A 22,274-nucleotide genomic window follows, 5' to 3' on the forward strand; every position below is an offset into this window, starting at 1 on the left:
TCGCTTTCAAAGGATGCGGGCGGAAAGGACGAAGTCGCGATGGCGCTTGCCCCGCGGTCACGCCGTTGAGGACTTGATCCGCCGGCCTAGGCGGCTACGCTTTCCCGTGCTCGGCGACGGCCTCGTCAATCCAGCGTAGAGCACGCACCACGGCGAAGAGCGGCGTGGTCGCGCCGAGCGTGACCTCAACCGCATGCTTGAGATTGGCAACGGGCGTGCCGCGGTTGAGCATCCGCGTCACGTGGATCTTGAGCGGCTCCTCGAAACCCGCCTGCGCGAAGCTCGCGATGACGATGTATTCGCAGGTCTCGTAGTCGAGCGGGCCCTTCGCGATAGCTTGGCGCATCGCCTTGAAGCTGTCGCCGACTTCCGGATGGTAGTCCTGCAGATAAGTCGAGGGAATTCTGTCGAGATCGATGGCCATCGGGTTGGTCCTTTATTGGGCTGTAGCATTCTCGAGCGAAGTGGATATTGGTTCGCGTAAGAAATTCGTGGATGTGAAGACTTAGGGCATCTCGATGAACCGGAGTTAATCCGAGATAATCTAGCGTGCTCTTCCGCGAGCGAGACGCAACGCCGCGACAACGACCACGGCATTGATCAGCGTCATGGTCATCGCGAGCGCGGCGATCTGCGGGAAGGATCCGTTCTGCCAGAAGTCGAGAATGACCTGCCCGACAACGGGATTGGTCGTGCCGGCGAGGAGAGCGGAAGCTGTGAGCTCGCCGGACATCTGCACGAACAGAATAATCCAGCCGGCGCCAAGGCTCGGCAGCATCAAGGGCAGCAGGATGCGGCGGAAGGTGCGGCCCTGGGAGGCGCGGAAGACCTGCGAGGCCTCGAGAAGCTCGCGCCCGACCTGGTCGACGGCCGCCGCGGCCGAGCGCATGGCCTGCGGCATGTTCATCACGAGATAGGCAAGGATGAGGATCAGGAAGCCGCCGCTCAGATTGAGCCAGCCGCTGGAGAAGCAGAGCACGAAGCCGACACCGATGACGACATGCGGGATGCCGGCTGGCGTCGCGGTGATGACGTCCACGGCGCGACCGAACCAGCGACGCTCGGATTTCGCGGTGACGACCAGGATCGCCGCGATGAGCATGCCGATGGTGCCGCCGACGATGCCGAGCACCACGCTGTTGAACAGCGCCCGGCGGGTGATGTCGTTCTCAACGAGAACGGTCACATAGTTCTGGAAGTCGAGCACCGAAAAGTTGATGCGCGCCGACCAGAAGGGTTGCAGCGACACGATGGCGAGGCCGACGACGGGCAGCACGGCGGCGGCCAGCAGATAGATGATCATGACGGCCCGCGCCACGAACCGCCAGGGGCCGAGCTTGGTCGTCGCCGCGCGCAAGCCCTTGCCGCCGATCGTGGCGGCGCGGTTCAGGCTCGCAACCCAGGCCTGGAGGAGCAGGGCGGATTGCACCACGAAGGTCAGGAACAGCCCCAGTAAAATCGCGAGATCCGTGCGCGGCGGATAGGTGTAGATCAGCCGGTAGATCTTGACCGACAGCAGTTCGATGTGGGCACCGGAGCCGATCACGACCGGCACGGAGAAGATTGCGAAACCCATCATGATAAGGAGCAGCACGGACGCCATCAAAGCCGGTCGGATGGCCGGCAGCGTCACGCGCCGCAGGGTCGTGAAGGCGCCGGCGCGGCACAGGCGCGAGGCTTCCTCGAGGTGCGGATCAAGGTTCTGCAGTGCCGCCGATACTGTCAGATAGACGTAGGGCACCATGTAAAGCGCCATGATCGCGACAAAGCCGCCGAAGGAATAGATATTGACCGGCCCGGTCCGCATCGGCAGGCCGATAAAAGCGAGGCCGTCCCGAAGCAGGCCATTGACGATGCCCGCCTGCGGCGCCAGCAGCATGACCCAGCCTGCCACGCCTGCGATTTGCGGCACGAGCAACGGCACCAGCGGCAGCAACCCGCCGATCCAGCCCGTGGAGGCGTCGGTTCGCTCATTCAGCCAGGCGAAGGTCGCGCCGACGACGAGCGCAAGCGTCCCGCTGAGTCCCACAACCACGAGCGTATTGACGAGCACCGGCATGAAGCCGGTATCCGCCAGCGCCTTGATGATCCCTTCGTCGCCAACGGCCGTCGGCGCGAAAAATGCGCGCAGAATCATCGTGCCGATAGGGTAGATGATCAAAGCACCCAGCAACGCGGCAATGAGCAGAGCGAGGGTGCGGAGCGAAACCAAGCGGCCAGCCAGGCCTTGCCGGGCGGCGCCGGTTTCCTTGGCACGGGCGGGAAGGGCTGCGCGTCCGTGCATCATTCGCTCCGGTACTCGGTAGCGGCGATCCGGGGGCCTGTGGCCATCATCATTCTGTCCTAAGCCGCCTGAGTGCGCGGGAAAATGCCGACATGCGCAGGCGAAATGCCGACCGCAACGGTCGCGCCGTCCGCAATCTCGCTCGGCTGCGTGCTGCGCAGCACGAAGCGCTGGTCTCCGGCGGCGAGCGCATATTCGAGATAGAGACCGAGATACATGGTGCTGTCGACCGTCATCGCAAACCGGTTGCTCTCGTTCGCCGATGGGTTGAAGACGAGCCGCTCCGGCCTCATCAGAAGGTCGACCGCCTGGCCAACCGTAAAGACGTTGCCCGTATTGGCGCTGATCGGGCCGAGGGCTGTATCGACGACGACGGTGTTTCCTGCCACGGCCTTGACCTTGCCCTCCAGCGCGTTAGTGGCGCCGGTGAAGGCTGCGACATAGCGCGAACGCGGCGCTTCATAGATGTCCCGTGGCAGGCCGACCTGCGCGATGCGGCCGACTTCCATAACGACGATGCGATGGGCGAGTGCCAAGGCCTCGGTCTGGTCATGGGTGACGTAGAGCGCGCTGAAACCGAGGCGCTTCTGCAAGGCCACGAGTTCCACACGAAGCTGCTCGCGAACTTTAGCGTCGATATTGGACAAGGGTTCGTCAAAAAGAATGGTGCCCTCGTTCCCGGCGATTGCGCGAGCAAGTGCAATGCGCTGCTGTTGCCCTCCGGAGAGTTGGCCGGGATAGCGGGCGGCAAGATGGCCGCAACCCACGATGTCGAGCACGGACGCGACGCGAATTTTGATCTCTGCCTTGGCGACACCGGTATTTACGAGCGGATACGCGACATTGTCGAACACCGTCATATGCGGCCACAGCGCGTAGGACTGAAAGACCATGCTGATCGGGCGATGTTCGGGCGCCACGGATATGCCGCGGGCCGATGAGAAGACGATCTTGCCGTCAATCTCGATCTCGCCGGCGTCCGGCGTCTCTAGGCCGGCGACACAGCGCAGCAACGTCGTCTTGCCACAACCGCTCGGCCCGAGAAGCACGAGCTTCTCACCGGCGTTCACCTCGATCGACACATTGTCCAGCGCCAGCACCGCCCCTCGGCCCGTGCCGTAGTGCTTCACCAGATTGCTCACGCGGATGCGTGGCAGGCTCGTTTGGTTCATCGCATTTCCTGTGCGCGCTGTCGGCGCCCCACCTTCTTTGCTATCAAGCGCTTGCGCCAGGCCAGCGAGAGAACTGGACATTCGTCCCTGATCACGAACCATCCCCAACACGAAGCCGGTGAGGCGGGCTGTGATCTGTGGCCGGCTGCGCTACATGCCTTCCTACGACAGCCCAAGCAAAGCGGCGAGTTCCGCACGCTTGGCGGCAGCCTGACGATAACGGCCGCGCTGATACTGCGGAGAGAGGGTCAGGGCGCCCGGAATGTCCGGTAGGGCAGATGCCGCGATATCGCGGCAATAGCGCTCCTGGCCGTCCCGGGTCAGCAGGAAGTTGGCCATGAGGCGGGCCGCATTGGGATGCGGAGCCTTGGCCACGACAGCCATCATCGTTTCCTGACCGCTGGTCATAGCCGGGGAGAAGTCGATGACCGGCGCCTTCTTCTCGATCATCAGCATAGTGGCCTGGTGCAGCGCCGGCGCCAGGATCATCGCCTCGCCGGCAGCCAGCATCTGGATGCCAGGCAGGATGGATTCCACAAAGCGCGGCTGCTGGTTCTTGAGCCCGGTGAGGAACTCCGGGCCGTACGCCTCGAACATGGTATAGGCCCAGTCGGCGACTTCCATATTGTTGCGCGGATCGCTTAGGATAACCTGCCCCTTCCAGCGCGGGTCGAGCATCGCCTTCCAGTCCTTAGGATAATCCTTCTCATCCACGAGATCGGTGTTCGACACGATGGTGTGAGGGGAGATCCCTATGAGTGCCCAATGTTCGGTGAGATAGTCCTTGGGAAAGGCCGACCATGCCGGAAGATCGCCGGGCTTGGCGAGCCAGCCGGCCTTGGCGGCATCCTCGAAGGCCAGGGGGTCGGCCATCTGGATAACGTCGGCGACAATGTTGCCCGCCTGCATCTCGCTGGCGAAGCGCTGTGCCATCTGGCCGGTCGCCAGGCGCAACACGTTGATCTTGATGCCGGGATAGAGCTCCGAGAACCGATCCGTGACGCGTTTCGTGATCGGTGCCTGGGCGGTCGCGTAATAGGTCAGCGCGCCTTCCTGCTTGGCGGCTTCGTAAAGCGCCTTTGTATCCTCCGGCGCCTGCGCGAATGCCGGGCGCACGCCCGCAAGGGCGAGGGCGCCCAATGCGGCAGTGCCTTGCAGAAGATTACGGCGGGTCATGGTCAACATCGTTGTTCCCCTGTTCTTGTGACGGTCCGTCATTGATCTGATCCGACGCGTTCTATCCGCTGGCTGGTGCTTTCGAAATTCGTCTCATGTTGATATCGAGCATTGAGCAAACTTCGAAATCAAAACGACAGCAGCCATCAAGCCTTCGCAAACTTGTTACGTGGGCGTGCGAGGCCGAGGTGGTCTCGCAGCGTGTTGCCCTCGTATGCATTGCGGTAGATGCCACGGCGCTGCAATTCGGGGACCACGAGATCGACGAAGCTGTCGATCGTTCCGGGAAGATAGGGCGGAATGACGACGAAGCCGTCGGCTGCCTCTTCCTTGATCCAGTGCTCGAGGACATCAGCGATATGAGTTGGCGTTCCCCGTAGCACCCAATGGCCGCGCGATCCCGCTGCGTGTTGGTAGAGCTGGCGGATCGACATGTTCTCGCGCTTGGCAAGCTCGGTCAGGTTCTTCAGGCGGCCCTTGCCGGCATTGGTCTCGGTGAGGTCGGGCATCGGGCCGTCGAGAGGATATTTGGACAGGTCCACGCCGCCGAGAAGTTCGCGCAGCAAGGCGAGACCGACCTCGGGGAGAATGAGGGATTGCAGCTTCTGGAAGTTTTCGTCGGCCTCCTCCTGCGTGCGGCCAACGAAGGGCACCACGCCCGGCATAATCTTGATCTCGTCGCGGTCGCGGCCGAACTTGGCCATCCGTCCCTTGAGATCGGCATAGAATTCCTTGCCGTTCTCCAGCGTGAGCTGCTGCGTGAAGACGATATCGGCAGTCTCTGCCGCGAGCTCCTTGCCCGGCTCGGAGGAACCGGCCTGCGCGATGACGGGCTGGCCCTGTGGCGGGCGGTTCACGTTGAGTGGACCGCGGACCGAGAATAGCGGCCCCTTGTGATCGAGCAGATGCAGCTTGTCCCGCTGGAAGAACTGCCCGGTTTCCTTGTCGTAAAGGAAGGCATCGTCCTCCCAGCTGTCCCACAGCCCGCGCACGATGGTGGCGACCTCCTCCGCGCGCTCGTAGCGCTGGGCGTGGTCGACATGGGCGTCGCGGCTGAAGTTGTAGGCTTCCGCCTGGTTCGCGGAGGTGATGAGATTCCAGCCCGCGCGCCCGGCGCTGAGATGGTCAAGTGTCGCCATCTTGCGCGCGATATGGAAGGGCTCGTTATACGTGGTCGTGATGCTCGCCACGAGGCCGATCTTGTCGGTGACGGCCGCGAGAGAGGACAGCAGTGTCGTTGGCTCCATTTGGTAGAAAGGAGCCATCTTCGTCATGATGTCAAAATCATGCGCGTGATGAACGGCGGCGCTGTCGGCGAGGAACACGAGGTCGAACAGCCCGCGCTCGGCGGTTTTCGTAATATTCGCGTAAGGCGCGAATGTGGAAGCGAGATCGGGGCGCGCGTCCGGGTGGCGCCAAGCGGCGATGTGGAAGCCGATGCTGTTGAGCAGGAGCCCGAGCTTCATCTGGTTTGCCTTGGCCATGGGCTTGTCCTTTCGTTCTCGCTGGGCGACAGGCCTCTCAAGAGGCTAGGAAGCGGAGGGTTTCACGGATGAACAGATCAGGCGCTGCGTCGATGGCATCATGCTGTTGGCCCTCGAGCGACACTGTCTGACTATTGGGCAATGTCTGCGCCAGGAGGGCCGTTGAGCTCTGGTAACGCGGCGGGCTATCAGCACCCACCATCACGAGTGTTGGGATAGTGAGCTGCGCGAAGCGCTGCGTGTCGAGGCGGTAGCGGCGGGTGGCCATGATCTCCCGCGGCAGAGTCGGCGCCACCGCCGTGCGCGCGGGCCAATCCGCGCGCGCGATCATCCGGCCGATCTGCGCTTCGGGCATTCCGAGCACTGCGCGGTAGAAGTAAAGAAGAGCGCCAGCGTTGTCGCCTTCTGCGATGAGGGCGGATAGGCGTTCGACATGGCTTTCGTCCTGGGACTCAGGGGCGCCTTCCGTCGGAATAGGTGGTTCGTAGACGATGAGCCGTGTGATCGCGGGCGTGAGCAGCGCAGCTTCGAGGGCGCATATGGCCCCATACGAATGGGCAATGACCGCGACGCCCGTGCCGGTCTGCTGGCTTATGGCGTCTATGGCCGCAGCTACATCCGCGAATTCTAGCGCCATGCTGTGGCTGGACTTATCGCCACTCCCGCCGCGACCGCGCCGGTCCATCAGGTAAAGCGTGAAATGCTCACTGAGAGCGGGCGCAACGGGGACCCATCGGCTTCGTGTCGATGTGGTGCCGTGGACCGCAAGGACAGGCGCGCCCTGACCGACACGCTCGAGGGCGACCGAGATGCCATCGGGAGATTGAACCTGGAGCAGATCAGCAGTCATCAGCGCTACTCACATATCGAGCTCGCGAGGTTACCCCCGCATCGGCAGCTCCTTGACGTCATACCGATGGACAATGGCGCGATCCAGCACGGGGTCGATGAGAGCAACCTCCATGCGCGGCGAGGGCCGGATGCCACCAATCGCTGCCAATGTTCCGCCGAAGATAACACCACCATCGGCGAGCGCGCCGTCGCTTTCCGCGAGTTGGGCAAGGAGGGTCTCCGGATGGAGCATCTTGGCGATGCCACCTTCTTGGTAGATCACATCCTTCCCATCCTCCCGAATGGTGGCCCGCAGCAGTAACTGGTCCCAATGTGGTGCAACCTCGTCATACGGCCAGAAGGTGCGGCCGACGGGTTTGTCGCACATCTGCTTGGAAACCGTGATCGAATACACTTCGACACGGCGATCGGTATGGTCAGAACCGATTCCCACGTAGAGCTGGCCGGCGTGACGAAGGAGCACGAACTCGACTTCGCCGCTGGAGTCGGGTCCCGACGTTTCAATGTGCGACGCTGACGTGAGGCGCGAAGCGGCCAGTCGATAGAAGATCGGCGTCGAGGCAGGCGGCGCAACACCGAGGGCTTCCAACTCGCGGATATGGTGAAGCATGGCGGCTTTGTCGCGGCCGGTCCAGCCCGCAATGATTAAGGACGACACCGGAACACGCAATGCTTCGCGCCCCTGCTGGGAATGAATCTCGATGTCGAGGGGGACGTTCACGCCCATCGTTTGCTCCGCCGGAAATGCTTTCATTTTTTATCCCTCATGTTCTCGCGGGCGGCAAGACTAAAATGCTTGTGAAACATCACAATAATTTCTACCTTTCCACCGTGGAATTTGTCTGCTGTAGTGCGAGGGCGTGAGCTGCAGGCGAGACTTGGATTTCAGCGAGCGTCTGCGCGCGAGAGTTTGCCCGCGCACCATAGGATTTGCCGCGAGCACTGACCGGTACTTGAGGAAAGCGATGTCGATGCAGGGTGATGATCGGGTTCTCATCGTCGGGGCGGGGCCGGTTGGGCTTACCGCGGCGGCCAACCTCGTGCGCCAGAACATTCCGGTGACAGTCTTCGAGGCGTCTGATGATCTCAGCCGGCAATCTCGGGCCTCGACCTTTCACCCACCAACACTCGACATGCTTGACGATCTCGGCTTTGCGAAGGCCCTCATCGCGCAGGGTTTGATAGCGCCGACGGTGCAGTATCGCACGAAGGCGGACGGCATTCTGGGAGCCTTCGATTTCGGCGCGATCGCCGACCTCACCCGGCATCCGTATCGGTTGCAGGCGGAGCAGTTCAAGCTGACGCGCATCATCTACGAAGCGCTCAAGGACAACCCGTTTTTCGCAGTCGAATTTGGCAAGCCAGTCGTTGGGCTGGCTCAGGATGAAGACGGCGTTAGCGTCGACATCGCCGGTGGCAGCCCGGAGACGAGACGCGGTCGGTGGTTGATTGGTGCAGATGGGGCACGCTCGGCCGTGAGACGCGGCCTCGACATCGATTTCGAAGGCTTTACTTGGCCGGAGCGCTTTCTGGTCGTCACTACCGCTTTTGACTTCGACGCTCTCATTCCGAACCTCGCGTCTGTCACCTATGTGGCTGATCCGGAGCGCTGGCACTTTCTCCTCCGCATCCCTGGAGCATGGCGCGTCATGGTGCCGGTGGAGGCAGACGTGGCCGACGATGTGGCTAGCGGTGAGGTCTATGCGCGGAACGCGATGATGAGCGTGCTACCGGCTGACGCTGTTTACGACATCCAGCACATCACGCTCTACCGTGTGCATCAACGCGTGGCGAAGAGCTTCCGGCAAGGGCGTGCCTTCCTGGTCGGGGATGCCGCGCATGTAAACAACCCGCTCGGAGGCATGGGCATGAATGGCGGCATTCACGATGCCATCAATCTGACCGGCCGGCTTGGGGAGGTCGTGAACAACGGCGCCCCTGAGAGCGAGCTTAACCGCTATGATCTGCAGCGGCGGTTGGTTACGCTGGAGTATGTGCAGACAGCGACCATCAAGAATAAGCGCGATCTCGAAGCACGCGACGAGCAGGATCGTCAACGCTTCCGCGATGAATTACGCGCCACGGCGGCCGATTCCGAGAAGACGCGTCAGTTCTTGACGCGTATCTCGATGATTGCGAGCTTGCGGCGCGCTGAGGAATTGGGATGAGTTCGACAGACGTTCAAATTGCGGGTTCTCTAACGTCGCATGCCCGTAAGCGCCCGCAGTCGCTCCGCGACAAGGCCTATGAGCTGATCAAATGGCGCATCCTGACTTGCGCCTATCGCCCCGGCGAACTGATCAATGAGGCGCAGGTGGCTCAGGCCACCGGTCTAGGGCGCACGCCGGTCCACCAGGCTTTTGATCGCCTGAGCGTGGAGGGGCTCGTTGACGTGATGCCCCGCAAGGGGATGGTCGTGCGCCATGTCAGCCTGGGAGAGATGATGCAGCTTGTGCCGGTGCGCACGGCGAATGAGGCCCTGTGTGCCAGACTTGCGGCGGAGCATGCCAACAGCGGTGAAATCGACCATCTCACGAAAATCCTTGAGGACGGCGAACGCGCGACCGCCGAGCGCGACACCGAGCAGCTTCTGCTGCTGGATCGGGATTTCCACGCCACGCTCGCTGCGGCGAGCCGCAATGAGGTTCTGCAGGACCTTCTTGGGAAATTGCATGAGCGGTGCCTGCGCTTCTGGTTTCTCTCGCTGACCGCACAGACCCAGCGGGAGGCGGTGCAGCGGGAACATGCCGACATCGTGGCCGCGCTACGGGCCCGCGATCCCGACCGGGCGGAGACGGCTGTGCGGGCGCATGTGGCGTCCTTTCATTCGAGCGTGTCACGGCTGATCTGAGCCGGACGCGCCAGCCCATCACTCGTTCTTTTGGAGACAGTTGGCTATGGCCGTGAACAAGCTGCACGATGAATTCAGGACAGTGGATCTCTCGACGGGTTGGGAGGTGCCGCCCGGCTATCCCAGCGGCATTCAGCAAAAGATCCTCTCAGGGGCGCTGGACGAGGAGGGCAAGCGGGGTACGCGCACCCGCATCCTGCGCTTCGATCCGGGTGTCTTCACGACAGCTCCCTTCGTGCACGAGTATTGGGAGGAGGTCTATCTCATGAGCGGTGATCTCACCGTGGGGAATGATGCCGAAGGCAAAGGCGGCGAATCCTTCCCGCCGCACACCTATGCCGTGCGTCCTCCGGGAGCCTTCCATGGCCCCTTCAAATCGGAAGGTGGTTGCATGCTGCTGGAAATCCATTACTTCGATCCGGTCTGAGACAGGGCTGTATGATGAACACCGCACCTTCCCTCATGCAGTTGAGCGCCGATCTCGCCGCGGGGCGGACGACCAGCGAGGCGCTCGTGGACGAGTGCCTGGCGAGGATCGCGGATCCTGCGGGGGAGGGCGCTAGGGCGTTCATCTCAGTCTCGCCGGCAAAGGCGCGCGCTGCGGCGCAGGCCATGGATCTGCTGCGTGGTGCGGGGGCGGCGCCATCGCCCTTCGCCGGCATTCCGATCTCGGTGAAGGATCTGTTCGACATCGCTGGCGAAGTTACGACAGCTGGCTCGCGCGTTCTTGCGGATGCACCACCTGCGTCCCATGACGCGCCGGCGATCGCGCGGTTGCGCCGGGCGGGGTTCGTCGTCGTCGGTCGCACGAACATGACTGAGTTCGCCTATTCGGGCCTCGGCCTTAATCCGCATTACGGTACGCCGCGATCGGTCTGGCGGCGTGCGGAAGGCCGCGTCCCGGGCGGATCATCCTCCGGCGCAGCTATTTCTGTCGCAGACGGCATGGCTCATGGCGCGATCGGCACGGATACAGGGGGGTCTTGCCGGATTCCGGCTGCTTTCAACGGTCTCGCCGGGTTCAAACCGACAGCGCGCCGCGTGCCGCTCGAGGGCGCGCTGCCTTTGACATCAGCCCTCGATTCTATCGGTCCCATCGCGCGCACGGTGGATTGCTGCGCGGCGCTCGATGCGGTGATGGCCGGCGAGCCGTTCGCGGCGCTGGGCCCCGTGGCGTTGAAAGGGCTCCGTTTCCTTGTGCCGACAACGGTCGCGCTCGACGACCTCGATGCCGAGGTAGCGACGGCTTTCGCTTCTGCCTTGCGTCGATTATCGGCCGCCGGAGCGCAGATTGACGAGGCTCCGTTCCCGGAATTCGCCGATGTTGCGACGATCAACGCCAAGGGCGGCTTCACGGCCGCGGATAGTTATGCCTGGCATGCAGCGCTCCTGGCAAAGAGCGAGGCCGGCTATGACCCCCGCGTCGCTGTCCGTATCCGTCGAGGCGCGAGCCAGACGGCGGCCGACTACATCGAACTCGTCGCGGCTCGCCGCTCGCTGATCGAACGTGCGGCGCGGCGTCTGGCGGCGGTCGATGCCGTGTTGATGCCGAGCGTCGCGATGGTCCCGCCGCGAATTGCCGATCTGGCGGATGACGAAGCCTTCGCGCGCGCCAATCTTCTCAGTCTGCGCAACGCGACTCTGATCAACATGATCGACGGCTGTGCCGTCTCGATTCCGGTCCGCAATGGCGGCACCGATGCCCCTGTCGGCTTGACGATCGCTGGTGCCACGGATCTTGATCGACGGATCCTGGCGATAGCGGCGGCTGCCGAAGCCGTGGTATCCCACGTGCCCGCCTGACCAAGTCAACCGTGGTCCTCCACGCGAGCCGAGAACTTGAGACCGGCTCAACTTTTTCGGGCCCAAATTGCGCCGGTCCAGTCTCTCCGTGTTGTCGTGTATTTGCCGCCAAGGACGATCTCGGCATCGTCTGACATGCCGAAGCGATTAAGCCAGCTTCAACAGGGCAGGACAGGCGTCCTGGACAATACTTCCATTTCAACCGTCACCTTGAGCGCGCAATGAACATTCTCCTCACGGTTGTAGTGAGGAGGTTATTTTGCTATTCGGAAAACGAAGTTCATGGAGACATCGGTTGCTATGGGCATGCGTTTGACGGCCGTGATTGTTTGCGCGTTGGTGCTTTCGGCATGTGCGCCGCATAGGCAGGCTTCCGTTACGGACGTGCCATCTGCCAAGCAGATAACACGTAACGGTAACATGCTCACCCTGCCCGACGGCACAGTCGTCACGCCGGACGCGAGCGGAGGCTTCGCGCTTCCGAATGGCGCATACGTCCGCCGGGAACTGAGCGGAGAACTGGTATTGCCTAATGGCGTTCGCTGCGCGCCAAATGGTGCGGGTTATGTGTGCCCTTGAGGACTGAACTGGGCGCAGATCTCTCATGACGATCGCCTCAGTGTTCCACCACCAGCCTCCAGGTAGGCGGCGTGACTGCGTCGCGCCGTCCTCTCAACGTTCGGAACCGAGACGGTCTACGAGAGCGCTGGCGCCCTTCGAAATATAGCAGTGGGATCTCCGGTGAACCGGAGTTCGCCGGAGAGGCTCTAGCGATAGCCGGCCGCCGCGGCAGAAGACTTGAGGAAGGCGAGGTCGTCGGCGAGACGTTCCTCCAGGGGCAATTCGGTCGTGAACTCCTCGAGCGTCACCCAACCGTCGTAGCCAACGGCCTTCAGAGCTCGGAAGTAGGCTTTCACATCGCCCATACCCTTGCGCAGGGTGGCCCAGGCCCATTTCCACTGGACCACGCCGTCCTCGCCAGTTCCAGCCGCCTGCCAGACCGCGTTCTTGATATGGACGTGGGCGAGATAAGGGCCGAGGATCTCCAGGCCCATCTTGAGGCTGAGAAGCCCCTCCCGCCCTTCAATGGTTGTGTTGCCCAGATCGTGCATGACGGCGACGGCCCGCGGATCGAGCCCCTCGACGAGACGACGGGCGCATGAAGCCGTCGAGACAATGTTGCCGTGGTGGATCTGGACCACAACTTGCGCTCCCAAGGGCCTAGCGATTTCCTGAAGAACCTCGAGATCGGCGCGCGCCTTGGTGAAGAGCGTGTCGAAGCTGACGTCCTCCGCAGGCTTGGGCGAGGTGAAGCGCACACGCTTGGCACCGGTCTGCGCCGCCACGCGTAATACACGCTCGGCATTCGCGTGATCCGCTAGGGGAACATAGGGGGCCAGCCCGGAAAGAGCGAGCCCGACCCTGCCCGACACATCCACCAGGCGCGCCGCATTATCCTCAAGCCCGGACAGGGGGAAGGTCGCGCGATTCCCGGCCCAGAAGCCCGGCGTCGCGCTTGGGGCCTGATCGGCGATCCGGAATTCCACCGCGTCCCAGCCCTGCGCGGCGCAGTGCGTTGCGACCTCCTCGGGCGTCCACTCCGGGCAGGAGCCGGTGAACAGGGAGAACTTCATGGCAGATCTCGCAGATCAGCGCGGTCGACGAGTTCGATCTTCACACCGTCGGGATCGCGAATGATGCCGATGCGGCCAATGCCCGTGCCGGCTGCCTTCGGTGTCCCCGGTTCTGCGGGAATGCCGTGGTCGGCAAAATACTGCAGGGCCTCGTCGACGTTATCCACGCGCAGCGCGAAATGTCCGTAGAGTTCAGCCTTCGGATCGGGGGAGGGGCGGTGAAGCAGTTCAAGGACGTCGTAGTCCCAGTTGAGATAAACGATCGACAGGGGATTGGTCGGGTGGGGGACAGTCATCTCTTTGAGCACCTTCATGCCCATCGCATCGCGATAGAGCTTCAACGCGCCATCGAGATCGTTGGCGAGCAACGAGTAATGATCGAATGCGCGAATGACAGCATGCTGGGGTGGGTCGTCGCGCATCGGCACATCGCGCTGGATGAGTTCGACACGCGCCCCGTTGGGATCGCCGAGGAAAGCGAGTCGGCCGACGCCGCTGCCCGCCACCTTAGGCGCGACATGCCCGACGTAGCCGAGCCCGGTAAGCCGCTCGTAATCGGCGTCCAGGTCGTTGCTCATGAAGGCGATGTGGGTGATGCCGAACTTGGTATCCGGCCCCGGCTCTGCCGGGTGCAGCAGTTCGATGAGACCGCCCGCGATGAGCAAGTAGATAACATCTGTCTTGGAGGGGGGGATGAAGCCCTTGTAGACGATGCGCGCGCCCAGCAGTCCCTGGTAGAAATCGAGGGATTTCTGCAGGTCGCGCACCACGATGCCGAAATGATTCAGTTCGTAGATCACCGTATGTCTCCAGTCTTTACTTTGTGTCTGGGTCAGAGCTTGATGCGCCGCCCCTCTTCCGCTGATTGGTAGGCCGCGTAGATGACGTCCACGACATCGGCCGCGAGGGTGAGGCCAGACACGGGTTGCCTGGCGGACGCGATCGCTTCCATGAAATCCTGCATTTCCTGCGGATAGCCGCGCACCCAGTCCTCGTCCGGCGCGGCCGTGATCCAGCCGGTCCGGGTTTCGATCTTCTCGTGCAGGTATTCGTTGCCGAAGCCCTGGGGATCGGGCGTATAGACGAGCAGCCCGTCATTCGGCGTCATGTTGCCGCGATAGACCGCGTTGGTGGTGTAGACCTCGAAAGTATTGCGAACACCGCCAAGCATGGCGAAGGAGGCTGATATAACCGCCTGCGATCCGTCGCTGAAGCCTATGATGAGGTTGGCCCAGGTTTCGACATCCTGCCAGTCCGAGACGATCCAGGAGTGGCCCGCGCGCCGGACGGCCTCGGTATCGTAGAGTGCGCGTGTTTCGCAGGTCACGGTCGTCGCCCGGATGGGCTCCACGCCCGCAACCTGCGCCTCGTAGTCCTTGAGGTGAAGGGCGGCGCCGATGGGATGAGAGCCGAGCATCATCAGCGCGCCGCCGCCGGCCGTCTCCCGCCGGCGTGACCGCAGGGCATGGGAGCCGCTGTGGCTTTCCTCGGCGCGAATATCGATGATGGCGCCTTTGGCTGTTTCGAGGAGGCGCTTCGTCTTGAGCATGGCGGGCGCGTAGACCCAGTTCTCCGCATAGAGGAAGAGCACGCCTGCCTTATGCACCGCCCCGCGGATGGCATCGATTGATGCTAGCGCCCGCTCGCGTTCGTCATGGGCACGCGCCGCACCGGTCAGACCGTTGGACGGTCCAAAGGCGCCGGTCATCGGCTTCTCGCAGATGACGTGCTTCCCGGCCCGCGCGGCGGCGATGGCAATCTCGGCGTGGAGGCCATTCGGCACACAGATGCACACCACGTCGATTGCTGGGGACGCGAGGAGATCCTGCCAGGTGGCGAATGTTTCCGCGACGCCGTGGGCCTTGGCGAAGGCGGTCGCGCGCTCCGGGCGCGTCGCAGTGACACCGGCCAGGCGCACGGTAACACCGTAGACTTTCTTCAAACCTTCCACATGGAGATGGGCGGAGAATCCGGCTCCGATGAAGCCGACGGACACGCTTTTCATCGATTGTCTCACTAGATGCCCGTCCACGGCGTGACGGTGATATCGGGGATATGCATGTGCCGGGGCCGATCGAGCAGCCAGACGACGATGTCGGCGATGTCGCTTGGCCGCAGCATAAGGGCTCGCCGTTCCGCAGAGGGCGGCTCGACCTTATGCGACCAGATGTTGGTGTCGATCGGCCCCGGACTGACTGACGTCACGCGGATGTTGGAGTTTCGATATTCCTCGATCAGCGCCTCGCTGAGCGCGCGCACGCCGAACTTCGACGCCGCATAGAGGCTGACGCCAGGGCTTGCCCGATAGGCTGCTGTCGACTGCACATTAAGGATGTAGCCGTCGGGGGACCTTTCCAGATGCGGCAGGCACGCGCGGCACATGAGGTAGGTGCCGGTTAGATTGGTTTCTATGATCTTGTGCCACTCATCCGATGTACTGTCGACGAGCCTGGTGCGCGCCGACATGCTGACCCCCGCGCTGTTCACCAGGACGTCGATGCGGCCGAAACGGTCTATTGCCTGTTGGCTCAGGCGTATGACGTCGCTCTCGTCACGCACATCCGCGGCGATTGGCGTGACATGATCGCGGTGCTCCGGGGCGAGCTCGCCGATCGCCGTCTCCAGCCGGCCTATGTCGCGGGCGGCAGCGATGACCTCCATGCCACGAGCCATGAGTGCCGAGATGGTGGCGCGTCCGACGCCGAGGCTCGCGCCGGTCACGACGGCCACCTGTCCGTTGCGATCGTTCATCCTTTTACGGCTCCGTCGCTGAGGCCACGCACGAGAAGCTTTTGTGCGAAGCTGAAGACAATGATGGCGGGCAGACTCATGACGACCGAAGCAGCCATCAGCTCTCCCCAGCGAATTCCATTTTCATCGATGAAGAATGCGAGTGCGATGGATAGTGGTCGCCGCTCAAGACCGTTGGTGAATACAAGAGCAAAAAGAAACTCATTCCAGGCGAGGATGAATGAATACATGGCCACCGCAATCATGGCAGGCCGCGACATGGGCAAGATCACATACCAGAGCAGTTGCGGAAGGTTGCATCCGTCGATGACGGCGGCCTCTTCGATCTCGACCGGGATCTTGTCGAAAAAGCCCTTGAGTAGCCAAATGGCAACCGGGAATGTCACCATCAGGTAGACGAGGATGAGACCCTGGTAGCTGTTCATCATCTGCAGATTGCGCAGCGTGATGAAGAACGGGACGATGACGACGACACGCGGAAAGAGTTTTGTGAACAGCACCGACCACAACAGCATGTTACGGCCGGGAAAGTGATAGCGCGCGAATCCATAGCCGCCGAGAACGCCGACAACCAGCGCGATAAAAGTCGTCCCTGATGCGATGATCAACGTATTGAGAAAAGCGCGGAGCAGATTTTTGTTTTGCACCACGAGAAAGAAGTTTTCGAAGGTCAGCGTGGTGGGAATCCAGCTCGGCGGAAAGGCGTAAACCTCCGACGGTACCTTGAGTGCGGTGCTGATACCCCAGATCAGTGGCAAGGTACTGAACAGGACGAAGGCGAGCCCCAGGCCGTAGACGAGTACGTATTTGCCGATCGTGCCGACCATCTGACGTATCGCATAGTCATGCGCCGTCTTTGGCCGTCCGATCGAAGTGATAGCGCTCATGCGGCCTCTCCCTGGCGACGCGCGATGCGGCTGTTGACGCCACCGTAGACGGAGAAGACGACGATGACGGCAGCGAACATGAGTACGCTCTGCGCGGCGGCGCCGCCGAGATTGAACTCGGTGAAGCCGGTCTTGTAGATGTCGATGCCCCAGATCCGTGTGGCGTTGGCGGGGCCGCCGCCGGTCATGATCATCAGGGTATCGAAAGAGTTCATGCCGCTGACGATTTCGAGGATCAGCGCCACGGCGAGCACACCGCTCAGCGAGGGCAGGGTGATGTAGCGAAATATTTGCCACCAGTTGGCGCCGTCGACGCGCGCGGCCTCGTTGATGTCCTCCGGTAATCCTTGAAGTCTTGCAAGAATAAGCAGCATGACGAAGGCAAAGCCGCCCCAGGAATAGGCAACGATAACGGTGAACATGGCCGTGCTCGGGTCACCAAGCCAGTTGAGCGCCCAACTCTCGAGGCCCCAGGACCGCAGCGTCTGGTTGAGGACACCCGCATCGGTCTGCACGATCCAGCGCCAGAGATTGGCACCCACAACGGACGGGATGGCCCAGGGCAGGATCACGAGCACTCGCATCCAAACCGTCCCGCGAACCTTCGCATTGAAGACGAGTGCAGCGACCAGTCCCAGCGTCATCTTCAGTGCGACACTACCGGCGATCCAGACAAGGGTGCGTCGCACTAGCGGGCCCGTCTCCGGATTGTTGAGAATCCGAACAAAATTATCAAATCCAACAAACGTCGTTCGAAGTGCGGGAAGCTGAACTTTTGAAAAACTGAAGTAAATCGTCTGAACAATCGGGTAGATCATCATCAACGCAATCAGGACAACGGCCGGCGCCACGAGCAGATAGGCACGTCGTCGGCGCTGTGCCTTGAGGCTGATGCTCTGGCTGCGCCGCGCCGCTGTCCGGTGCGTGGCGACCATCGGCCCGGCTCCTGCGTGCGAAGCGGCCACGGCTTATCCTCCCCGGCTGGCGATGAAACGGGCGAAATGGGGAATGGCGATCTCGGGTTCGGCGATCTCCGGATGCCAGCCCTTTTCCCATTCGAAGTTGACGAAGCCGTCGAAACCCTTTTGTTCGAGAAGGTCGAGGAACGAGGCCACGGGCACTTTGCCTTCGCCGGTCAGCGCGAAGTCGAATTTCTCCGGCGTCGCAATGTTGGCGTCCTTCACATGGACGAGCTTGATGCGGTGGTTGAGCTTGGCCCAGGTCTCCTCCCCGGTTTCGCCGTGGCGATAGGAATGGAGTGTGTCCCAGAGAACCCCGAGATTGCCGCTGGCTCCGCGCTTGTAAAGATCAAGGATGCTGTCCGCGCGGCAGAAGGCGTCGTGCGTTTCGATCAGGGAGTGAACGCCAGCCGCATGGGTGAGGTCAGCGATCTCTCCAAGGCCCTGCGCGACGGCATCGAGACTGCGCTCACGGTCCTGTTCGGCCGGGATGGGGCCACCGAAGAGCCTGAGGTAGCGTGCGCCGAGTCCCATCGCGATATCGAGATTGACCCTTGCGGCATCCCGTTGCTGCTCGCGGACCGCGGGGTCGAGCGAAACCATGCGAACGCCCGTACTGATCCCCACGACCTCAATGCCGGCGTCGTGGAAACGTTTGCGCGTGTCCGCAAGACCAGGAGGTGAAAATTCCGCAAGCGAAGGGAGATCTACCGTTCCATGCAGGAACCGGATTTCGACGCCCGTGAAACCATGCGCACGCGCAAGCGCGATGACTTGCGGAATATCATAGTTCGGGCAGCCTATTGTGCTAAAGCCATATCTGATCATCGAAGTTCCCGCCGTAGCGCTGTCCGCCGGTCCGCAGCGCCCTTGCGCGGCGCGCGAAGACCACCCTGGAGAGTTTGCGTCGTGCCTTGGGAGCGAATTATTTGTTTTCCGAAATAATTCGCGCAATGGTGACAGCTGCCGCATCTGCCGCTTGTTGTGGTGTCTTCTGGCCCACCAGGATTTTCTGCAACTCGACGATCGTTGCCTCCTGCATCTGGAACCAGCCGGCCACTGACGGAACGGAGCGCGCGCCCTGCTCGGCCTCCTTGAAGATGGCGATTGCTGGATTATTCCACGGTGGGAGCTCCAGCGCCTTTTTGTTGGCGGGGAAGCGGTTCAGCACCCTGGCGAGAACCTCCGGCTGGGACAGCCATACGAGGAACTGCTTGGCCCCATCCGGGTTGCTCGCGCCGACCGGCACCCCCATGGTCCAGCCCCCGCCGCGATTGACGCCATCAGGGGAGAGCACCATGTCCCATTTGAGGTTGGGGTTCTTGGAAAAGGTGTCGAAAGCATTGGAGGATGAGGTAAGAAGTCCGACCTTATTGGCTTCGAACAGTGGCTGGATATCTCGAGTCGTCGTAAAGTTGGGCGTGCCCTCGGGAGTAACCTTGTACTTGAGATAGAGATCGGACCAGAAAGTGATGGCTGCTACGGACTGCGGCGTGTTGATGGCTGGTGCCGAACCGTCCGGAGTAATGAAATCGCCGCCTTTGGCCCAAAGGATGGGGGCAAACAACGTCAATACGTTGGAGGGATCGCTGATGTCGGCCGGGACGCCGATACCATACTGTTGCCCGGGAATCGTAATCTTCCGCGCGACGTCAAGCAGGTCGGCGTACGTCCACCCGTCCTTTGGGTAAGGCACGCCAGCTTTATCGAAGACGGTCTTGTTATAGTAGTATACGCCCGGTCCGCTCCGCATGGGGATGGCGTATTGCGTTCCTTTAAACTGGCTCGCCTTCCACACCGCCGGAGCAATATCGGCAACCGGGACCTTGTCGACCAGCTTGTCCAGGGGGTCGAGCAGGCCTTGTGCTGCAACGGTCGAAACCCAGGTCGTGTCGAGATCGACGATGTCCGGTGGGGAGCCGCCCAGGGCGGCGGCGGTAAATTTGTCGAGGTATCCGTTGATCGGCAGGGCCTGAATATTCAGCCGAACGTTCGGAAAATCCTTGGACCATAGCTGCTGTGTCAGGGGTATCTGGGGCTCCCACCAGCTTCCCACCCATATCGTGATGACGTTGGACTGCGCGGACCGGGCACTGCTGGCGGCTGCTAATAGCGCCGTGGTCGCGGCAGCGGTCAAGAACTGCCGACGTGTTCCGAAAACACCCCTCATCGGTTTTCCTCCAACTTGTCATGAGCAAAGACGTTCGGTTGACCCGAAACTCGCGTTGGCAGCTAACAGTGCAATCGCTTGCCGTCTGTTGTCAACCGACTCATTTCCTTTATTTACCGTGTAAATTTGCCATTTTTGGTGCAGCATAAGGTTTGCAAAAATTGGCAGACGTTTGCCAAGGTTTGATAAAACGGCTATTTCGCGGTGGCAGGTTCTGTTCGTGCCGGCTAAGAGGCCTGGCAGCCCACGAGGATATGGAATGAAGAAGCGTGCGGAGACTGTGAGGGAGGCGGTTACGATCCTGGATGTGGCTCGTGAGGCCGGGGTGGCAACGTCAACGGTGTCTCGCGCCCTGACACAGTCCGGCCGTGTCAGCGAGACGATGCGCAAGCATGTGCTGAACGTTGCGGTGGAGCTTGGCTATCGCCCGAACCTTCAGGCTCGCTCGCTGTCGTCCGGCCGCACCCATACCCTGGCGCTACTCATTCCCGGCGCGACCAATCCCTATTTTTTCGACCTCATCCGTGGCACTCAGGCGGAAGCCAAGGTCCGCAACTATCGCCATATGCTGGTGGATACCGAAGCATCTGCGGATTTGGAGGAGCAGTATCTCCAGGAGCTTTCCGTCGCCGTCGATGGGGTTGTGCTCGCCGGATCGAGGCTGTCCGACGAGCGTCTTGTTGCCATTGCTCAGAAGCTCCCGATGGTCGTCGTGAACCGGGAAATCGACGGTGTACAAAGCGTGGTCGTGGACACGTCCACCGCCGTCACGCAGGCGCTCAATTACATCGCATCTCTCGGTCACTCGCGCGTTGCTTTTCTGGGCGGACCGCTCTCGTCCTGGTCCAGCCGGAAACGCTGGGAGGCTTTGCAGGCCGCGGCGGACAGGTTGCAGGTCGAATGTCTGAACCTTGGCCATTTTGGGGAAACGCAATCAGGTGCCGCTGCCGCCGACGCCGCGCTGCACCACAAGGTGACCGCTTGCCTCTTCTTCAACGATATGCTGGCGATCGCAGGCTTGAAGCGCTTCGCAGAGCTCGGCGTTTCGGTGCCAGGGGACATCAGCGTCGTGGGATGCGACGACATCTTTGGGGCGGACTTCTGCAACCCACCGCTCACGACCCTGACGGCTCGGATCGATCAGGTCGCACGCACGGCGACCAATATGCTGCTTACGCGTCTCCTCGGTCTGCCGATGCTGCGCGAGCGCGAGAAGGTTCCGGCCTCGTTGACTGTCCGCCAGTCGACTGGACCGGCCCCTGCCGCACGATCCATGAGATCCGTCGCCGGATAGTGTCTTCCATCGGGCTCCAAACGACGCTTCTGCGGGACAGCCCCAGAAAGTGAGAAGCGGCCTGGGTGTGTGGGAGTGCCATGGAATACGACGCGCTTCCTGTTCTCTGGGGACGTGCACGACAATATCGAATCGTGTTTGGGCGTTTGCCTCCTGTAATATGCCGCGGTCGCATGTGATGAATGGAGAGGCGGCGCGTAGCCATGAGCCCACTTGCAATCGGTGGTATTGCGTTTTGTTTCGTGTTTGGCGCTGCGTGTCTGGGAATGCTCCTGCACTCCCGCTTGCCGGACGGACATCTATCCGGCGACTCACGGGATGCGATCAAGCTGGCGACGGCCATTATCGGAACCCTTTCTGCCCTCGCCCTCGGCTTGTTGATAGCATCTTCAAAGCGGTCGCTGGACGATGCCAATACTGAGCTGAGAACTTGGTCGGCGCGCGTGGTCCTGCTCGATCGGGTCATGGCCCACTACGGCTCAGAAACGGAGGAGATGCGCGGCGAGCTTCGAACGTTGGTTCAGGAAAGGCTGCGCCAGATCAGCGGGGGCTATAACGTTGCGATTCCAGCCGGAGATGGCCTTGATGTCGAGCAAATCCAGGACGGATTAAGGAGCTTGTCCGCTGAGAACAACGCCCAGCGTTGGCTTCAGACGCGGGCGCTACAACTCAGCGGTGAAATCGCCGAGGCGCACTGGCTCAGGCCGGAAACCGAGTCTGAGGAATTTCCAAGTCTCTTCGTCGTCTTCCTAGTGGTTTGGCTGGCCTTGCTTTTCGGCTCCTTTGGCCTCTTGGCGCCCCGCAACGGAACGGTCGTCTTTACGCTGTTCGTCTGTTCGCTGTCGATAACCGGTGCATTGGCCCTGATTATTGACATGGATCACCCCTACCTCGGCTTTATCCGTGTTTCCCAAGGACCGCTCGTCTCGGCCATCGATCGTCTTGGGCAACCTTGAG

The 22,274-nt window shown here is 61.7% G+C and carries 21 protein-coding genes; 6 read left to right on the plus strand and 15 right to left on the minus strand.

What is annotated here, in order from left to right:
• Nucleotides 1-94: 94 nt before the first annotated feature.
• The 7 genes from KIO76_RS26070 to KIO76_RS26100 form a co-directional block, all read right to left on the minus strand.
• Nucleotides 95-424 (minus strand): carboxymuconolactone decarboxylase family protein, encoded by a 330-nt coding sequence (locus tag KIO76_RS26070; RefSeq protein ID WP_213326484.1) that lies wholly within the window; start codon nt 422-424, stop codon nt 95-97.
• A 120-nt stretch (nt 425-544) separates the two neighbouring features.
• Nucleotides 545-2,284, minus strand: coding sequence for an ABC transporter permease (locus KIO76_RS26075; RefSeq protein WP_213326485.1), 1,740 nt, complete (start codon nt 2,282-2,284; stop codon nt 545-547).
• 59 nt (nt 2,285-2,343) lie between these two features.
• A complete protein-coding gene (locus KIO76_RS26080; protein WP_213326486.1) occupies nt 2,344-3,456 on the minus strand; it encodes an ABC transporter ATP-binding protein in 1,113 nt (370 codons plus the stop codon).
• A 162-nt stretch (nt 3,457-3,618) separates the two neighbouring features.
• Nucleotides 3,619-4,632, minus strand: coding sequence for an ABC transporter substrate-binding protein (locus KIO76_RS26085; RefSeq protein WP_213326487.1), 1,014 nt, complete (start codon nt 4,630-4,632; stop codon nt 3,619-3,621).
• Nucleotides 4,633-4,778: 146 nt separating this feature from the next.
• On the minus strand, nt 4,779-6,116 hold the full coding sequence (locus KIO76_RS26090; protein ID WP_213326488.1) for an LLM class flavin-dependent oxidoreductase: 1,338 nt from the start codon (nt 6,114-6,116) through the stop codon (nt 4,779-4,781).
• Nucleotides 6,117-6,153: 37 nt separating this feature from the next.
• Nucleotides 6,154-6,966: an alpha/beta fold hydrolase gene (locus tag KIO76_RS26095; protein WP_213326489.1), complete on the minus strand. Its 813-nt coding sequence runs from the start codon at nt 6,964-6,966 to the stop codon at nt 6,154-6,156.
• Nucleotides 6,967-6,996: 30 nt separating this feature from the next.
• Nucleotides 6,997-7,722 (minus strand): DUF2848 domain-containing protein, encoded by a 726-nt coding sequence (locus KIO76_RS26100; protein ID WP_249730046.1) that lies wholly within the window; start codon nt 7,720-7,722, stop codon nt 6,997-6,999.
• 211 nt (nt 7,723-7,933) lie between these two features.
• Here KIO76_RS26100 and KIO76_RS26105 point away from each other — a divergent pair, with 211 nt between their 5' ends.
• The 4 genes from KIO76_RS26105 to KIO76_RS26120 are packed head-to-tail and all read left to right on the plus strand — an operon-like array spanning nt 7,934 to nt 11,622.
• Nucleotides 7,934-9,136: an FAD-dependent oxidoreductase gene (locus KIO76_RS26105; RefSeq protein ID WP_213326490.1), complete on the plus strand. Its 1,203-nt coding sequence runs from the start codon at nt 7,934-7,936 to the stop codon at nt 9,134-9,136.
• A complete protein-coding gene (locus KIO76_RS26110) occupies nt 9,133-9,819 on the plus strand; it encodes a GntR family transcriptional regulator (protein WP_213326491.1) in 687 nt (228 codons plus the stop codon). The genes KIO76_RS26105 and KIO76_RS26110 overlap by 4 nt, the downstream gene beginning before the upstream one ends.
• Before the next feature lie 46 nt (nt 9,820-9,865).
• A complete protein-coding gene (locus KIO76_RS26115; RefSeq protein WP_213326492.1) occupies nt 9,866-10,246 on the plus strand; it encodes a cupin domain-containing protein in 381 nt (126 codons plus the stop codon).
• A gap of 14 nt (nt 10,247-10,260) precedes the next feature.
• Entirely contained in the window at nt 10,261-11,622 is a 1,362-nt protein-coding gene (locus KIO76_RS26120) for an amidase (protein ID WP_213327115.1), read from the plus strand.
• 767 nt (nt 11,623-12,389) lie between these two features.
• Here KIO76_RS26120 and KIO76_RS26125 read toward each other — a convergent pair.
• The 8 genes from KIO76_RS26125 to KIO76_RS26160 form a co-directional block, all read right to left on the minus strand.
• Complete coding sequence (locus tag KIO76_RS26125; RefSeq protein ID WP_213326493.1) at nt 12,390-13,256, minus strand: sugar phosphate isomerase/epimerase family protein; 867 nt, start codon at nt 13,254-13,256, stop codon at nt 12,390-12,392.
• On the minus strand, nt 13,253-14,056 hold the full coding sequence (locus KIO76_RS26130) for a VOC family protein (RefSeq protein ID WP_213326494.1): 804 nt from the start codon (nt 14,054-14,056) through the stop codon (nt 13,253-13,255). The genes KIO76_RS26125 and KIO76_RS26130 overlap by 4 nt, the downstream gene beginning before the upstream one ends.
• A gap of 32 nt (nt 14,057-14,088) precedes the next feature.
• Nucleotides 14,089-15,261, minus strand: coding sequence for a Gfo/Idh/MocA family protein (locus KIO76_RS26135; RefSeq protein ID WP_213326495.1), 1,173 nt, complete (start codon nt 15,259-15,261; stop codon nt 14,089-14,091).
• A gap of 11 nt (nt 15,262-15,272) precedes the next feature.
• Nucleotides 15,273-16,007, minus strand: a complete 735-nt coding sequence (locus KIO76_RS26140; protein ID WP_213326496.1) for an SDR family oxidoreductase — start codon at nt 16,005-16,007, stop codon at nt 15,273-15,275.
• Entirely contained in the window at nt 16,004-16,894 is an 891-nt protein-coding gene (locus KIO76_RS26145) for a carbohydrate ABC transporter permease (RefSeq protein ID WP_213326497.1), read from the minus strand. Before KIO76_RS26145 ends, KIO76_RS26140 begins: the two co-directional genes overlap by 4 nt.
• The gene (locus KIO76_RS26150; RefSeq protein ID WP_213326498.1) at nt 16,891-17,829 is read right to left on the minus strand and encodes a carbohydrate ABC transporter permease; all 939 of its coding nucleotides are present in this window, start codon (nt 17,827-17,829) and stop codon (nt 16,891-16,893) included. The genes KIO76_RS26145 and KIO76_RS26150 overlap by 4 nt, the downstream gene beginning before the upstream one ends.
• A 33-nt stretch (nt 17,830-17,862) precedes the next feature.
• Entirely contained in the window at nt 17,863-18,681 is an 819-nt protein-coding gene (locus KIO76_RS26155; protein WP_213326499.1) for a sugar phosphate isomerase/epimerase family protein, read from the minus strand.
• Nucleotides 18,682-18,778: 97 nt separating this feature from the next.
• Nucleotides 18,779-20,023, minus strand: a complete 1,245-nt coding sequence (locus tag KIO76_RS26160) for an ABC transporter substrate-binding protein (protein ID WP_213326500.1) — start codon at nt 20,021-20,023, stop codon at nt 18,779-18,781.
• A 259-nt stretch (nt 20,024-20,282) separates the two neighbouring features.
• Here KIO76_RS26160 and KIO76_RS26165 point away from each other — a divergent pair, with 259 nt between their 5' ends.
• The gene (locus KIO76_RS26165) at nt 20,283-21,317 is read left to right on the plus strand and encodes a LacI family DNA-binding transcriptional regulator (protein ID WP_213326501.1); all 1,035 of its coding nucleotides are present in this window, start codon (nt 20,283-20,285) and stop codon (nt 21,315-21,317) included.
• A 203-nt stretch (nt 21,318-21,520) separates the two neighbouring features.
• On the plus strand, nt 21,521-22,273 hold the full coding sequence (locus KIO76_RS26170) for a bestrophin-like domain (protein WP_213327117.1): 753 nt from the start codon (nt 21,521-21,523) through the stop codon (nt 22,271-22,273).
• Nucleotide 22,274 lies beyond the last annotated feature (1 nt).

Source organism: Chelatococcus sp. YT9, from assembly GCF_018398315.1.
GTDB lineage: Bacteria > Pseudomonadota > Alphaproteobacteria > Rhizobiales > Beijerinckiaceae > Chelatococcus.

Excerpts from the sequence above, each read along its gene's own strand:
- KIO76_RS26150 (WP_213326498.1), bottom strand. The coding sequence starts at position 17,829 with ATGGTCGCCACGCACCGGACAGCGGCGCGGCGCAGCCAGAGCATCAGC.
- KIO76_RS26085 (WP_213326487.1), bottom strand. The coding sequence starts at position 4,632 with ATGACCCGCCGTAATCTTCTGCAAGGCACTGCCGCATTGGGCGCCCTC.
- KIO76_RS26145 (WP_213326497.1), bottom strand. The coding sequence starts at position 16,894 with ATGAGCGCTATCACTTCGATCGGACGGCCAAAGACGGCGCATGACTAT.
- KIO76_RS26075 (WP_213326485.1), bottom strand. The coding sequence starts at position 2,284 with ATGCACGGACGCGCAGCCCTTCCCGCCCGTGCCAAGGAAACCGGCGCC.
- KIO76_RS26170 (WP_213327117.1), top strand. The coding sequence starts at position 21,521 with ATGAGCCCACTTGCAATCGGTGGTATTGCGTTTTGTTTCGTGTTTGGC.
- KIO76_RS26135 (WP_213326495.1), bottom strand. The coding sequence starts at position 15,261 with ATGAAAAGCGTGTCCGTCGGCTTCATCGGAGCCGGATTCTCCGCCCAT.
- KIO76_RS26070 (WP_213326484.1), bottom strand. The coding sequence starts at position 424 with ATGGCCATCGATCTCGACAGAATTCCCTCGACTTATCTGCAGGACTAC.
- KIO76_RS26125 (WP_213326493.1), bottom strand. The coding sequence starts at position 13,256 with ATGAAGTTCTCCCTGTTCACCGGCTCCTGCCCGGAGTGGACGCCCGAG.
- KIO76_RS26155 (WP_213326499.1), bottom strand. The coding sequence starts at position 18,681 with ATGATCAGATATGGCTTTAGCACAATAGGCTGCCCGAACTATGATATT.
- KIO76_RS26090 (WP_213326488.1), bottom strand. The coding sequence starts at position 6,116 with ATGGCCAAGGCAAACCAGATGAAGCTCGGGCTCCTGCTCAACAGCATC.
- KIO76_RS26140 (WP_213326496.1), bottom strand. The coding sequence starts at position 16,007 with ATGAACGATCGCAACGGACAGGTGGCCGTCGTGACCGGCGCGAGCCTC.
- KIO76_RS26160 (WP_213326500.1), bottom strand. The coding sequence starts at position 20,023 with ATGAGGGGTGTTTTCGGAACACGTCGGCAGTTCTTGACCGCTGCCGCG.
- KIO76_RS26100 (WP_249730046.1), bottom strand. The coding sequence starts at position 7,722 with ATGAAAGCATTTCCGGCGGAGCAAACGATGGGCGTGAACGTCCCCCTC.
- KIO76_RS26105 (WP_213326490.1), top strand. The coding sequence starts at position 7,934 with ATGTCGATGCAGGGTGATGATCGGGTTCTCATCGTCGGGGCGGGGCCG.
- KIO76_RS26110 (WP_213326491.1), top strand. The coding sequence starts at position 9,133 with ATGAGTTCGACAGACGTTCAAATTGCGGGTTCTCTAACGTCGCATGCC.
- KIO76_RS26165 (WP_213326501.1), top strand. The coding sequence starts at position 20,283 with ATGAAGAAGCGTGCGGAGACTGTGAGGGAGGCGGTTACGATCCTGGAT.
- KIO76_RS26080 (WP_213326486.1), bottom strand. The coding sequence starts at position 3,456 with ATGAACCAAACGAGCCTGCCACGCATCCGCGTGAGCAATCTGGTGAAG.
- KIO76_RS26115 (WP_213326492.1), top strand. The coding sequence starts at position 9,866 with ATGGCCGTGAACAAGCTGCACGATGAATTCAGGACAGTGGATCTCTCG.
- KIO76_RS26120 (WP_213327115.1), top strand. The coding sequence starts at position 10,261 with ATGAACACCGCACCTTCCCTCATGCAGTTGAGCGCCGATCTCGCCGCG.
- KIO76_RS26095 (WP_213326489.1), bottom strand. The coding sequence starts at position 6,966 with ATGACTGCTGATCTGCTCCAGGTTCAATCTCCCGATGGCATCTCGGTC.